Source organism: Staphylococcus sp. HMSC063A07 (assembly GCF_001836955.1).
Taxonomy (GTDB): Bacteria; Bacillota; Bacilli; order Staphylococcales; family Staphylococcaceae; genus Staphylococcus; species Staphylococcus lugdunensis.
Window position 1 is genome coordinate 8,961 of record NZ_KV830917.1, and the last position, 14,153, is coordinate 23,113.

Below are 14,153 nucleotides of genomic sequence, written 5' to 3' on the forward strand. Positions count from 1 at the left end.
TATACACATATGCTTTACGATGACATTGGTTTAACTGAAGATGTATTGAACTACGTGAAATACAATGGTAATAAAGCATTATCAAACTTGGGATTTGATCCTTACTTTGAGGAAAAAGATTTTAATCCAATTATTGAAAATGCCTTAGACACAACGACTAAAAATCATGACTTCTTCTCAGTTAAAGGTGATGGCTACACATTAGCATTAAATGTTGAAGCGTTACGTGACGAAGATTTCATTTTTGAAAATTAAAAGATAATAGCAAATAAGATATGCTAATGAACAAACCTGACTAATCGTTGGGTTTGTTTTTTTATGTGAAGCTTCAATACCATGACAATTTGTCAGTTGCATATTAACGTCTAATCAAAACAATCCGCTACTATGGCTGCCAATCATTAATCATAATTTACTCAGCTATTTAAATATCATAATTGTTATAACAAAATAACTAATAGATTTAACCAATTTATCTGTAGTTTTGATTAATATCAAAAATAAAAAAACATATTGAAAAACATATTTATAAACGATAAGATAGTAATAAATGATAATGATTATCATTGTCGAAGGATTTATCTTCGCGAGCATTTGTAGATTATTGAAGGAGCATGTAGGAAATGAAATTGCTATTAAAAGGCTATACACTGCTTATTTGTTTAGTGATAATGTCAATCATTTCATTGTTTGTTGGCGTTAGCCAATTATCAATTACTGATATCTTTCATTTAACAAAAGAACAGTTAAACATACTGCTTTCGAGCCGTATACCTCGGACAGTAAGTATACTGATTTCTGGTAGTACATTAGCATTAGCTGGCTTAATTATGCAGCAAATGATGCAAAATAAATTTGTTAGTCCCACAACTGCAGGTACGATGGAGTGGGCAAAGCTAGGTATACTTATCTCTCTCGTTTGCTTTCCTCAAGGACATATCTTACTGAAACTTGCTTTTGCCGTTTTATGTAGCCTTTTTGGAACTTTTTTATTTGTAAAATTAATCGAGATGATAAGAGTGAAGGAAGTTATATTTGTACCTTTACTTGGTATTATGTTGGGTGGCATAGTGTCTAGTTTTACGACATTTATTGCTTTAAGAACAAACGCAGTACAGAGCATTGGTAACTGGCTTAATGGGAATTTTGCCATTATCACGAGTGGGCGCTATGAAATTTTATATTTAAGTATTCCACTATTAATCATTACATATATCTTTGCCAATCATTTTACCATTGCTGGTATGGGTAAGGACTTTAGCCACAATTTAGGTGTGAATTATGAACAGATTGTTCGAATTGCATTATTTATTACGGCTAGTATTACAGCACTTGTAGTTGTTACAGTGGGAACACTACCTTTTCTTGGACTTATTGTTCCCAATATCATCTCAATATATCGCGGGGATCATTTGAAAAACGCGCTCCCACATACAATGATGTTAGGCGCATGTTTTGTGTTGTTTTCAGATATCATAGGACGACTGATTGTTTATCCATTTGAAATAAATATTGGCTTAACGATTGGCGTCTTTGGCACAGTGATTTTCCTTGTCTTATTAATGAAAGGTAGGAAAAATTATGCAAATGACTTTGAATAAAAAGCTGTGCGCACTTATTGGTGTCACAGTAATTGCGGCTTTATTCTATTTATTTGTTGGTCTAGATTATGAGATTTTTGACTATCAGTTTCAAAGTCGTTTTCGTAAATTTATTTTAATTATTTTGGTAGGTGGTGCGATTGGTACGTCAGTAGTTGTCTTTCAAGCAATTACGAGAAATCGCTTGTTGACACCTTCAATTATGGGACTGGATAGTGTCTACTTATTTGCCAAAGTTATACCAATCTTTTTATTAGGTGCACAATCACAATTTGTGACGAATATTTATTTAAACTTTGCACTCACTCTCGTGGGAATGGTGTTATTTGCCTTAATCTTGTTTCAGTTTATGTTTAAAGTGGGCAATTTCTCAGTTTATTTTATTCTGCTAGTTGGCGTTATTTTAGGGACATTTTTTAGAAGTATTACAAGCTTTATTCAGTTAATTATGGATCCTGATTCATTTTTAGCAGTACAAAGTGCGATGTTTGCAAATTTTGATGCATCTAATTCTAATTTAGTCATTGGCTCAGCTATTTTATTGTGCACGCTTGTCATTGTTATCATTGTTATTTTACCTTATTTAGATGTCTTACTGCTTGGCAGGGCACAAGCAATGAACTTAGGTGTAAATTATTCAAGGGTAACACGATTGTTGCTTATTCTAGTGGCTTTATTAGTTTCTATATCTACGGCTCTTGTTGGTCCTATTACTTTTCTAGGATTACTAACGGTAAATTTGGCACATGAATTTATGAAAACTTTTCAACATAAATATATTTTACCAGCTACCATATTGATGGGGTGGATAAGCTTGTTTATTGCACAATGGATAGTTGAAAACTTATTTGAAGCGACTACTGAAGTCAGTCTTATCATCGATCTCATTGGAGGTAGTTATTTTATCTACTTATTAATAAAAAGGAGAAATACAAATTGATCCGGATAAAAAATATGACGCAATCGATTCAAGGTAAAGCAATATTAAAAGATATATCAGTTGATATTCAAAAGGGCCGTCTAACATCACTTATCGGACCTAATGGTGCTGGAAAAAGCACCTTGTTATCAGCGATTAGTCGAATTATCGAACACGATAGCGGTGCAATAGAATTAGAGGATATTGATATTGCTGCATATAGAAAAAATCTTTTAGCACAGAAATTAAGTATATTAAAGCAAACAAACCATACTGACATGAACATCACTGTAGAACAACTTGTCAATTTTGGACGATTTCCATATTCAAAAGGTCGAATGAAAGAAGCTGACTATGAACAAGTCGATTATGCAATAAATTTATTACATTTAGAAGATATACGTCAGCGAGATTTAAAAACATTATCTGGTGGACAACGACAACGTGCATATATTGCAATGACCATTGCTCAAAATACTGACTACATATTATTAGATGAACCTTTAAATAATTTGGATATGAAACACTCAGTTCAAATAATGCAAACACTGCGACGGTTATGTCGTGAATTGAATAAGACGATTGTTATTGTCCTACATGATATTAACTTTGCTTCTTGCTATTCTGATGACATTATTGCCTTAAAAGATGGTGAATTAGTTAAAGCTGATGAAAAGGATGCCGTAATTCAAAAAGAGGTATTACAAGAACTTTATGATATGAATGTTGCGATTGAAAGTATTAAAGGACAACGAATTTGTCTTTATTTTGATGAACAATTAGTAGAAGATGTCACTTAATTATCAATACTAGAGCAAAATAAGGAGGGGATACCATTGAAGTATTAAGCTTTAATCATTAAAAATAGCTTTATAATTCAACAATAAATATTAAAACGTTAGGAGTTATATATAAAATGAAAAAAACAGTTTTGTTTTTAATCTTAAGTTTAGTCTTAGTGCTAGCTGCATGTGGTAATCAATCTAAAGATTCAGAAACAAAGAGTGGCGAATCAAAAGGCACAGTGAAAATTAATAATAATTTTGAAGCACAAGGCGATAAAAGAGATGGTAGTGACGCTAAAAAAGTAAAAAACACAGTAAAAGTTCCTAAAAATCCTAAAAAAGCTATTGTTTTAGATTACGGTGCGCTCGATACATTAAAAGAATTTGGTGTAGAAGATCAAATTAAAGGTTTGCCGAAAGGTGAAAATAATGCTTCATTACCAAAATTTTTAGATGAATTTAAATCAGATAAATACGAGAATACAGGTAACTTAAAAGAAGTTAATTTTGATAAAATTGCTGCGGCTAAACCAGATGTCATTTATATTTCTGGAAGAACAGCAAGCCAAAAGAATTTAGATGAATTTAAAAAGGCAGCACCAAAAGCGAAAGTTGTTTATGTTGGTGCTAGTGAGAAAAATTATGTGAATGACATGAAAAAAGTAACAACAAATTTAGGTAAAATCTACAATAAAGAAGACAAAGCAAAAGATTTAAACAAAAAATTAGACGATAAGATTGCTGACGTCAAAACTAAAGCAAAAAAAGTAAATAAATCAACAATGTATTTATTAGTAAATGAGGGAGAGTTATCAACATTCGGCCCTGGTGGACGTTTTGGTGGCTTAGTCTTTGACACATTAGGATTTAAACCAGCAGATAAAGATGTTAAACCAAGCCCACATGGTCAAAATGTAAATAATGAATATATAACTAAGAAAGATCCTGAAATTATTTTAGCGATGGATAGAGGTTCTGTTGTTGGTGGTAAATCAACTGCTAAACAAGTGTTAGGTAATGATGTCATTAAAGATGTTAAAGCAGTCAAAGAAGATAATGTCTTTGAATTAGATCCAAAATTATGGTACTTCAGTTCTGGTTCAACTTCTACAACAATTAAACAAATTGATGAGCTAAATAAAGTATTAGATAAAGCACAAAAATAATTATCCATAATGGTTGAAGTGGGGATATCATTCCTAGAAAAATTAGCCAGTAAATGAGTTTTCTTATAAATTCATTTACTGGCTGTTCTATTTACAATAATTTGTAATATTGGTTTGCTTTCTTACGAGTCTATACCTTCAGCTAATCTTGAATATCATGTGCTTTGTCACATGAGTCGTAACAATTTGTCCAGACGTTGTATCATAGCGTCCTAAAATGCTTATATATCTACATTCATTCTGAATTTACTCAATCTGAGTTGATGAGTGATATTTTGACTTTTGCTCGAGTGTCAGTTTGATGAATAAACAAGGGGCAGGAGGACTTGACTTAGTCATAATAGGTCTTAATTTAAGAAAAATAATGAAGTGGCAGACAATTGGTTGAAGGCATTTACGTCCACTTTTTTAATTAAATACAACAGGTTTTCTATAAATATAAGTATAAATTTCAGAATATTCTAAAATAAGTATTGCCAAATAAGGTAGTGGGCGATAATATAATAAATGATAATGATTATCATTATCGCATTCAATATATACGTTGGGGTTAATGAAAATGAAATTTTTATTGAAAAGCTATGTGTTAGTGACCCTTGTCATCATCTTAACTATCGTGTCGTTATTTGTTGGTGTGAGTAAACTTGCTTTAACGGATATTTTTCATCTGTCTTCAGAACAGATAAATATTTTGATTTCAAGTCGTATACCACGAACCGTGAGTATTTTAATCTCTGGTAGTTCTATAGCACTAGCAGGTTTAATGATGCAACATATGATGCAAAATAAATTTGTGAGTCCAACGACGGCCGGAACTATGGAATGGGCAAAATTAGGTATTTTAATCTCACTTACTGTCTTTCCTGAAAGTCCAATTATGTTAAAACTATTGTTTGCAGTAGGTTGCAGCTTAATTGGTACTGCTTTGTTTGTAAAATTAGTATCCCTTATACAAGTGAAAGAAGTTATTTTTATACCGTTGCTTGGCATTATGTTAGGTGGTATTGTGTCTAGTTTTACAACGTTTATTGCGTTAAGGACCAATGCGGTACAAAGTATAGGTAATTGGCTAAATGGTAATTTTGCCATTATTACAAGTGGACGTTATGAAGTGTTATATTTAAGCATTCCACTTTTAATAGTGACTTATGCGTTTGCACAGTATTTTACAATTGTCGGTATGGGTAAAGAATTTAGTCATAATTTGGGAGTGAATTATGAATTAATGGTTAATATCGCGCTTTTTATTACTGCAACGATGACTGCCTTAGTCGTTGTAACTGTCGGTACGTTACCATTTTTAGGCTTAATCGTTCCTAATATTATCTCTATTTATAGAGGAGATCATTTAAAGAATACCTTGCCACATACGATGTTATTAGGCGCTTGTTTTGTGCTTATTTCTGATATTATTGGTCGTTTAATCGTTTTTCCATATGAAATCAATATTGGGTTAACAATAGGTGTCTTTGGAACCATTATCTTTTTAATCCTATTAATGAAAGGTAGGAAAAATTATGCTAATGAGCTTGAATAAAAAATTAATCCTACTGATTGGAATTACGATAATTGCTGCAATATTTTATTTGTTTGTTGGTTTAGACCCTGATATTTTTGATTATCAACTTCAAAGTCGTTTACGTAAAGCGCTTTTAATTTTATTGGTTGGTGGTTCAATTGGTACAGCAGTGGTATTATTTCAAGCAATTACGCGAAATCGTTTATTAACACCTTCTATCATGGGTTTAGATTCTGTATATCTATTTGTCAAAGTTTTACCAGTATTTTTATTTGGTATACAATCTGAGATTCAAACAAACATCTATCTTAACTTTGCGATCACACTCATGACAATGGTTGTGTTTTCATTAATATTATTTGAAGGTATTTTCAAATTAGGTCACTTTTCAGTTTATTTCATTCTGTTGGTTGGCTTTGTTTTAGGAACCTTTTTCCGTAGTATTACGAATTTCATTCAACTAATCATGGATCCTGATGCATTTTTAGCTGTTCAAAGTGCGATGTTCGCTAATTTTAATGGTTCTAATACGACATTAGTTTGGCTATCAGGCGTCTTTCTTATTGTGCTTGTAGTAGTTGCGTATAGAAGTGCAGCATACTTAGATGTACTACTTCTAGGTAGAGCACAAGCAATTAACCTAGGTATTAATTATGAACGTGTGATCCGTGGTGTACTCATTTTGGTATGTATGTTGGTATCTATTTCAACTGCATTAGTTGGACCAATCACTTTTTTAGGTCTATTAACAGTAAACCTTGCACATGAATATATGCGTACTTACAAACATAAAATATTGATTCCAGTAACAATATGTTTAAGTTGGATTGGCTTATTCGTTGCAGAATGGATCGTTGAAAACTTATTTGATGCTACGTCAGAAGTCAGCATTATTATTGATTTAGTTGGTGGTAGTTACTTTATTTATCTTTTAATGAAAAGGAGACAGTCGTCATGATTGAAGTGAAAAACGTAACGCAATCTATACAAGGGAAAGAGATTTTACATGATATTACAGTGACAATTCAACGTGGAAAATTAACTTCATTAATCGGTCCCAATGGCGCTGGGAAAAGTACATTATTATCAGCGATAAGTCGAATTGTTAAGCATGATCAAGGTGAAATTGTCATAGAAGGTCATGCAATCAAAGACTTTAATCATAACGACTTAGCAAAAAAGTTAAGCATATTAAAGCAATCAAACCATACGGATATGAATATTACAGTTGAGCAGTTAGTTCAGTTTGGACGTTTTCCGTATTGTAAAGGGCGCTTAAATAAAGACGATATGGAGCATGTGGAATCAGCCATTAAATTATTAAATTTACAACACATTCGAGACCGTAATATAAAAGCATTGTCAGGTGGGCAACGACAACGTGCCTATATCGCAATGACAATTGCTCAAGACACGGATTATATTTTATTAGATGAACCACTTAATAACTTAGATATGAAACATTCAGTACAAATTATGCAAACGTTAAAGCGCCTATGCCGTGATTTTAATAAAACAATCGTCATCGTCTTACATGACATTAATTTTGCATCATGTTATTCAGATTATATTATTGCATTGAAAGATGGTTATGTAATAAAAGAGGGCGTTAAAGATCAAGTTATCGACAGCCATATATTGAATCGATTATATGATATGTCAGTTGCGATTGAAGAAATTAGAGGACAAAAAATTTGTCTTTATTTTAATAATGATGACTTACTTTCTAAAATATAGTAATCATAAAATTTATAGTGGGAGGGGTACCTATGACTTAATCTAATAGAACTAACGACGACAGAAAGCAAACAAGACGTGAAATTTATTGTATTAAAAGGAGAAATACAGCTATGAGAAAAAGCATCTTATTTTTAATTTTGAGTATTGTCTTAGTATTAGCGGCATGTGGTAAAGATAGTGGAAATAAAAGCTCAGATGCTAAGTCATCAAATACAAAAGACACTGTTAAAATAGTTAACAATTATAAAGCACGCGGAGAGAAACAAGATGGTAGTGATGCTAAAACAATTAAAGACACAGTAGAAGTGCCTAAAAATCCAAAACGTGCAGTTGTATTTGATTATGCTGCAGTGGATTTGATGAAAGCATTTGGTGTGCGAGATACGATTAAAGCGTTACCTAAAGGTGAAGGTGTGTCATCAGTACCACAATTTTTATCAGAATTTAAAGATGATAAATACATCAACACTGGTAAAATGAAAGAAGTTAATTTTGATAGAGTCGCACAAGCAAAACCAGATGTCATTTATATTTCTGGACGTACGGCAAGTCAAAAAAACTTAGATGAATTTAAAAAAGCAGCGCCGAATGCCAAAATTGTTTATGTAGGTTCTAGTGAAAAAAATTATTTACAAGATATGAAAAAAGTAACTACAGATTTAGGTAAAATTTACGGTAAAGAAGATAAAGCCAAAGCATTAAATGACGAATTGGATAAAAAAATTGCAGATACGAAAAAACGTACAGCAAAAACAGATAAATCATTGATGTATCTATTAGTAAATGAAGGTGAATTATCAACATTTGGTCCAGGTGGACGCTTTGGTGATTTACTATTTAACACATTAGGATTTAAACCGGCAGATCAACATGTTAAAGCAAGTCCACATGGTCAAAATATTAATAATGAATATATAACTTCAAAAGATCCTGATATTATTTTAGCTATGGATAGAGGTTCAGTTGTTAGCGGTAAATCATCAGCCAAACAGGTACTAAAAAATGATGTTATCAAACATGTTAAAGCTATCAAATCAGGTCATGTATATGAAGTTGATCCTAAATTATGGTACTTTAGTGCTGGTGGTACAACAACAACGATTAAACAAATCGAGGCCTTAAACCATATATTAGATCAAGTAGAAAAATAAAAATGACTATAAAGGTATCCTAAATTTCAAGACATCTTGTTTAGCTAATGTATAACCAATAATATCTGGAATTTAAATCAATTCCAATTTAAACAAAAACGACAATTTCTATTGAAATAAAATAGAGATTGCCGTTTTTTGTTATTGATGCCATCATTTTTTGTAAAATTAAGATTGTCTTGTTATGTGATTTTAAATTTTCATTCTCGCTTACATTGAGTATTTATAAAATGATGCGATTGATTTGTATGAAAGTACTTTGTTAATTTGATTAAGTGATAAATGGGGAGCGGGACAACATTTATAATGAATTCATAGTCCCGCCCCGCAAGGTTGACTAGGATTGAAATATACTTGGTATCAGCGTATTTTCAATCCAGTCAAACTTGGCCAATATTTAGTTCATAGCTTAAAACTTAATAATGTCCCAGATTCTTATCTGAGTGATACAGTTTTAATATTCAATTTGTTAAGCAACAGAGGGATATAAAGCCTTATATTACGAAATACAAATGATAATGAAATTTACAACGATTATTAAAGTGGGCGCTACATTGTGGACAGTTTTCAATCAACATATATTTATTAATTGTCATTTCATGCCGACACACGCCACACATTACTGCCTTAATATCAAATTCGTGTTCAGGCCAGCGTTCAATTTCATGAAGCTCATGCTCATTATGGCATTGATAGCACGGGTAATATTTTTGGCAGCATTTGAATTTAATTGCAATAATGTCTAATTGTGTATGATAGTGAATGCATCTTGTTTCATGATCTACAATTGAACCGTATACAATTGGCATAATAAGGTCACCTCGACATTTTAATGTTTGTCAGGAGGATCACCAATAATACGTACTTCACGGTGCAACTCTACATCAAATTTTTCTTTGACCACTTGTTGAACATGATGAATTAAATTTTCATAATCTGTGGCAGTGCCATTATCTACGTTAACCATAAAGCCAGCGTGTTTTTTAGACACTTCAACACCACCAATTCTATGACCTTGAAGATTAGAATCTTGGATCAACTTACCAGCAAAATGTCCAGGTGGACGTTGGAAAACACTGCCGCAAGAAGGATATTCTAATGGCTGTTTACTTTCACGACGTTCAGTTAAATCGTCCATTTTAGCTTGTATATCATCTAATTGTCCTGGCGCTAAAGTAAAAGCAGCTTCTAGTACAACTAAATGTTGTTGTTGCACAATACTGTTTCGATAATCAAGTTCTAATTCTTGGTTGGTAAATTTAAGTAAATCACCCTGCTCATTTACACATAGAGCGTAATCGATGCAATCTTTAACTTCCCCACCATAAGCACCAGCGTTCATATAGACAGCGCCGCCAATGGAACCAGGAATACCGCAAGCAAATTCTAGACCAGTTAGAGCATGATCTCTTGCAGCTTTAGATACATCAATAATCGCTGCACCACTACCAGCAATAATGGCATCATCAGAAACAGCAATATGGTTTAATGACAACAAACTAATGACAATGCCACGAATACCTCCTTCACGAATGATAATGTTTGAACCATTACCTAAATATGTAACTGGAATATCATGCTGTCTTGCATAGCGAACTATGGCTTGAACTTCTTCGTTCTTAGTTGGAGATAAATAAAAATCAGCATTACCGCCCGTTTTAGTATAAGTGTAATGCTTAAGTGGCTCGTTTATTTTGATAATGTCACGTGGTACGAGCTTCTGTAAATCCGTTAAGATGTCTTCCTGACTCAAAATAAGTACATCCTTTCCTTACTTCTATAATCTAATGTTTATTATAGCAACTTTATAATTGAATTGCTTGAAAAATAGACGCTACTTTTAGCATATAATTACAGAAATCTACCTACACTTATAACTTGTAATTTCTATGTTGAGTCATATGTATAAAAAATGCCTCTTTTTGCGCTTCATAACTTCTAATGCTTGTTTGTTGTGAGATAATCTGTTCTTTATAGCTAGCAAATTGTGTTGCAAATGAAATATCTGTCTCTAATAAATGGTCAATTGTTTGATATTGCTTAAAAATAGGGTGAGACATCTGAATAATATGTAGACGACTGATTTGTTTTAATTCAGTCAAATTATTAAATTGAGCCATCATCACTTTTTTATGATAAGCATGATGCAAACGATAGAATCCAACATAGTTTAATCTTTTTTCATCTAAAGCAGTAATTTGATGTAAATTTTCTACGCCTACTAAAATATCTAAAATAGGTTCAGTAGGGTACTTCATATGGCGTGTGCCACCAATATGCTGTGTGAATTGAACGGGTGAATCAAGTAATTGAAATAATATTTCTTTCGTTTGTTTGTACCGATGAGCAAAATCGTTTAACATTTGAGTATCTTGTATGAATGGTTGGACTTGTGCGTACATGGCGAGCTCCCCTGGCTTGTAAAGTCAAATTCTGCCATAATATAACATAATTTATTTTCTTTATAAATAGCTTTCTGTATAATGTTTGTTGATAGGAGTGCAAATATGAGAAAATTTACCGTTATTTCTATTATCTTATGCTGTTTATTGCTCGTTTCATGTAGCAACGATAAACAATCTGCAGCCAAGCAATTTGAAAAAGACTTAGCACCTGCAGAAGCTAAACAAGAAGATGTTGAAAAAGTGATGGATAGCATCCAATTAAAACAAATCGAACAATTAAGTAATACTGATACAACCGATAAAAATAAAAAGGATTTTGAAATATTACAAAAAGATATGCATCGACATCTTTTGCCTACATTTGAAAAATATGAAAAATTAGCGAAATCCACCCCAGCAAAGACTAAAGAAGCCAAAACATTAAAGAAAGATTACTTAGCGACAGTTAAACAGAAACGCGCTAAAATAAATGAATTAATGGATTTCATAGAATTGTGTAATAAATCTATAAAAGCCAATGAAGAGATTTTAGACTATACAAAAGTATTTGAGAAGAAACGTTCTAAAGTTGAAGAAGATATAAAAAATGCTCAAAATCAAGAAGATGCCAAGCAATTAACGCTAAAACTAGAAAATAACAACGAGGACTTAAAGAATGCTGCCAAAAAATATTTGAATAATAGTCAAAAAGCACATCCAGAAGACGAGGTAGATCGTCATATTATTCCATTAATTAAAAAGCAAATTCTAGATATTAATCAAACGAATATTACTGACAAAAATGTCAATAGTGCACGTAAAAATGCCATTGAAATGTATTATAGTTTACAAAATTACTACGAAACGCGTGTCACTACAATTAAGTTAAGTAATCAAATTAAAAAAATTAATGTTGAGCAACTGCCGAAAGAGGGTAAAGACCTAAGTAAACTTGATGACGACTTTTATCAAAGATTAAAGCAGAAACAGCATTAAGTTGTTATATTACATTATTAATATATGCAAATTAATAAATATTGGTTAACAACATCTTATATAATGTGTATAATTGAACCCACTGAGTAGTTTAATCGAGTAATTAATGAAAATGAAATCAATGAACTTACACAAAATGATAAAATTTTAGAGGTGAATAGAATGGCTATAAAGCTGAGTTCGATTGACCAGTTTGAGCAGGTACTAGAAGACAATAAATACGTATTTGTATTGAAACACAGTAACACATGTCCAATATCTGCAAATGCTTATGATCAGTTCAATAAGTTTTTATATGAAAGAGATATGGACGGTTATTATTTAATTGTGCAAGAAGAAAGAAAATTATCTGATTATATTGCTGACAAAACACAAGTGAAACACGAATCACCACAAGCGTTTTATTTTGTTGATGGCAAAGCGGTGTGGAATGCGAGTCATCGAGATATTAACGTGTCCTCTTTAGCTCAAGCAGAAGAATAATAAATTTGAAGTTATAGCAATCTAAAATGTAGTTAAACGATAAAAATGATACTTCGGGGCGGGAAGATAAAGTCATAACCGACTTTTACCCGCTCTTTTTCTTATAATATGAAAAAAGATGGTATGCTATGTATAATGGACGTTGATAATAAATATTAATCATGTTAGATGAGAAACGAAAGTGATTGACATACAGATTTTGAAAGAATTAATGAGGTGATTGTTGATGAGAGTATTAGTAGCTATGGATGAATTTAAAGATATCATTTCAAGTTATCAGGCAAACCGTTATGTAGAAGAAGCGGTTGCCAGTGAAATTAGTGATGCAGATATTGTACAAGTCCCATTATTTAATGGACGTCATGAACTTATGGACTCGGTTTTTTTATGGCAATCAGGCACTAAATATCGACTTAATGTACACGATGCGGATATGAATGAGGTTGAAAGTGTATATGGGCAAACAGAGCAAGGAACGACAGTTATAGAAGGTAGCTTATTTGTAAAAGGGAAAAAGCCAATTACTGCACGAACAAGTTATGGGCTCGGTGAAATGATAAATACTGCGCTAGATAATGGCTCAAAACATCTTGTTATCTCACTAGGAGGACTCGATTGCTTTGATGGTGGCATCGGCATGCTTCAAGCGTTAGGGGTAACGTTTTATGATGATGAGGCACAGCCGCTTGATGCAACAAAAGGTGCACAAATAATTAAATATATTAGACATATGGATTTGACAGCTGTTAATGATAAACTTGCAGAAGTGAACATTCAAGTTATGTCTGATTTTTCAAGCAGACTATATGGTAAGAATAGTGAAATAATGCAATCATATCAAACACTAGGAATCTCTAGAGAAACAGCAGTTGAAGTGGATAATTTGATTTGGTACTTAGGGGAACTTATTAAAAATGAATTAAAAATAGCAATTGGCCCAATAGAACGTGGTGGTGCCGGTGGAGGGATAGCTGGTATCTTGAAAGGTTTATATGATGCCGAAATTGTAACGAGTCACGAACTTGTTGATCAAATTACACATTTAGATCAGTTAATTGAGCAAGCAGACTTAATTATTTTTGGAGAAGGCTTGAAAGAAGAAGATCGTCTAATGGAAACTACAACGATTCGTATTGCAGAACTTGCAGAAAAGCATCAAAAACCAGCGATAGCTATTTGTGCAACAAGCGATAAATTTGATTTATTTGCGAACTATCATGTGACAGCCATGTTTAACACATTTATAGATATGCCCGAATCGGTTACAGATTTTAAAATGGGTGTTCAGCTACGTCACTACGTCGTACAGGCATTAAAATTGTTAAAAGTTCAGTTAAATTAAACATAATAGATAAAAATTGAGAGAGGCTGGGACATAAATCTCAGAAAAACAGCAGTAAGATCATTTT

The 14,153-nt window shown here is 32.4% G+C and carries 14 protein-coding genes and 1 pseudogene; 12 read left to right on the forward strand and 3 right to left on the reverse strand.

Annotated features, from left to right (window positions below; translation table 11 throughout):
- The 9 genes and pseudogenes from HMPREF2597_RS05605 to HMPREF2597_RS05645 form a co-directional block, all read left to right on the forward strand.
- Nucleotides 1-255, forward strand: a pseudogene (locus tag HMPREF2597_RS05605) (ribonucleotide-diphosphate reductase subunit beta); the annotation flags it as partial.
- Nucleotides 256-623: 368 nt separating this feature from the next.
- Nucleotides 624-1,601, forward strand: a complete 978-nt coding sequence (locus HMPREF2597_RS05610) for an ABC transporter permease (protein ID WP_002459740.1) — start codon at nt 624-626, stop codon at nt 1,599-1,601.
- Complete coding sequence (locus HMPREF2597_RS05615) at nt 1,582-2,541, forward strand: iron chelate uptake ABC transporter family permease subunit (protein ID WP_002479353.1); 960 nt, start codon at nt 1,582-1,584, stop codon at nt 2,539-2,541. The genes HMPREF2597_RS05610 and HMPREF2597_RS05615 overlap by 20 nt, the downstream gene beginning before the upstream one ends.
- Nucleotides 2,538-3,320 (forward strand): iron ABC transporter ATP-binding protein, encoded by a 783-nt coding sequence (locus tag HMPREF2597_RS05620; protein WP_002459738.1) that lies wholly within the window; start codon nt 2,538-2,540, stop codon nt 3,318-3,320. The genes HMPREF2597_RS05615 and HMPREF2597_RS05620 overlap by 4 nt, the downstream gene beginning before the upstream one ends.
- Nucleotides 3,321-3,436: 116 nt before the next feature.
- Nucleotides 3,437-4,471, forward strand: a complete 1,035-nt coding sequence (locus HMPREF2597_RS05625) for a ferrated catecholamine ABC transporter substrate-binding lipoprotein SstD (RefSeq protein WP_002459737.1) — start codon at nt 3,437-3,439, stop codon at nt 4,469-4,471.
- Nucleotides 4,472-5,030: 559 nt separating this feature from the next.
- Nucleotides 5,031-6,008 carry an ABC transporter permease gene (locus tag HMPREF2597_RS05630; RefSeq protein WP_002492143.1) on the forward strand — a complete coding sequence of 326 codons (978 nt, stop codon included), beginning with the start codon at nt 5,031-5,033 and terminating at the stop codon, nt 6,006-6,008.
- The gene (locus tag HMPREF2597_RS05635) at nt 5,989-6,948 is read left to right on the forward strand and encodes an iron chelate uptake ABC transporter family permease subunit (protein WP_070817226.1); all 960 of its coding nucleotides are present in this window, start codon (nt 5,989-5,991) and stop codon (nt 6,946-6,948) included. Before HMPREF2597_RS05630 ends, HMPREF2597_RS05635 begins: the two co-directional genes overlap by 20 nt.
- Complete coding sequence (locus HMPREF2597_RS05640; RefSeq protein ID WP_002479350.1) at nt 6,945-7,727, forward strand: iron ABC transporter ATP-binding protein; 783 nt, start codon at nt 6,945-6,947, stop codon at nt 7,725-7,727. The genes HMPREF2597_RS05635 and HMPREF2597_RS05640 overlap by 4 nt, the downstream gene beginning before the upstream one ends.
- A gap of 113 nt (nt 7,728-7,840) precedes the next feature.
- Entirely contained in the window at nt 7,841-8,881 is a 1,041-nt protein-coding gene (locus tag HMPREF2597_RS05645) for a ferrated catecholamine ABC transporter substrate-binding lipoprotein SstD (protein ID WP_070817227.1), read from the forward strand.
- A 494-nt stretch (nt 8,882-9,375) separates the two neighbouring features.
- Here HMPREF2597_RS05645 and HMPREF2597_RS05650 read toward each other — a convergent pair whose 3' ends face one another.
- The 3 genes from HMPREF2597_RS05650 to HMPREF2597_RS05660 all read right to left on the reverse strand — a co-directional run bounded on the left by HMPREF2597_RS05650 (nt 9,376) and on the right by HMPREF2597_RS05660 (nt 11,283).
- On the reverse strand, nt 9,376-9,690 hold the full coding sequence (locus HMPREF2597_RS05650) for a CHY zinc finger protein (protein ID WP_002459732.1): 315 nt from the start codon (nt 9,688-9,690) through the stop codon (nt 9,376-9,378).
- A gap of 20 nt (nt 9,691-9,710) precedes the next feature.
- Entirely contained in the window at nt 9,711-10,637 is a 927-nt protein-coding gene (gene murB, locus HMPREF2597_RS05655; RefSeq protein WP_037540664.1) for a UDP-N-acetylmuramate dehydrogenase, read from the reverse strand.
- 115 nt (nt 10,638-10,752) lie between these two features.
- Complete coding sequence (locus HMPREF2597_RS05660) at nt 10,753-11,283, reverse strand: GrpB family protein (RefSeq protein ID WP_002459730.1); 531 nt, start codon at nt 11,281-11,283, stop codon at nt 10,753-10,755.
- A 105-nt stretch (nt 11,284-11,388) separates the two neighbouring features.
- On the opposite strand from HMPREF2597_RS05660, the gene HMPREF2597_RS05665 reads away from it, so the two are divergent.
- The 3 genes from HMPREF2597_RS05665 to HMPREF2597_RS05675 all read left to right on the forward strand — a co-directional run bounded on the left by HMPREF2597_RS05665 (nt 11,389) and on the right by HMPREF2597_RS05675 (nt 14,086).
- Complete coding sequence (locus HMPREF2597_RS05665) at nt 11,389-12,261, forward strand: EMYY motif lipoprotein (protein WP_012990938.1); 873 nt, start codon at nt 11,389-11,391, stop codon at nt 12,259-12,261.
- 162 nt (nt 12,262-12,423) lie between these two features.
- Nucleotides 12,424-12,744, forward strand: coding sequence for a bacillithiol system redox-active protein YtxJ (gene ytxJ, locus HMPREF2597_RS05670; RefSeq protein ID WP_002459728.1), 321 nt, complete (start codon nt 12,424-12,426; stop codon nt 12,742-12,744).
- A gap of 226 nt (nt 12,745-12,970) precedes the next feature.
- Nucleotides 12,971-14,086 carry a glycerate kinase gene (locus HMPREF2597_RS05675; RefSeq protein ID WP_070817228.1) on the forward strand — a complete coding sequence of 372 codons (1,116 nt, stop codon included), beginning with the start codon at nt 12,971-12,973 and terminating at the stop codon, nt 14,084-14,086.
- Nucleotides 14,087-14,153: the final 67 nt, after the last annotated feature.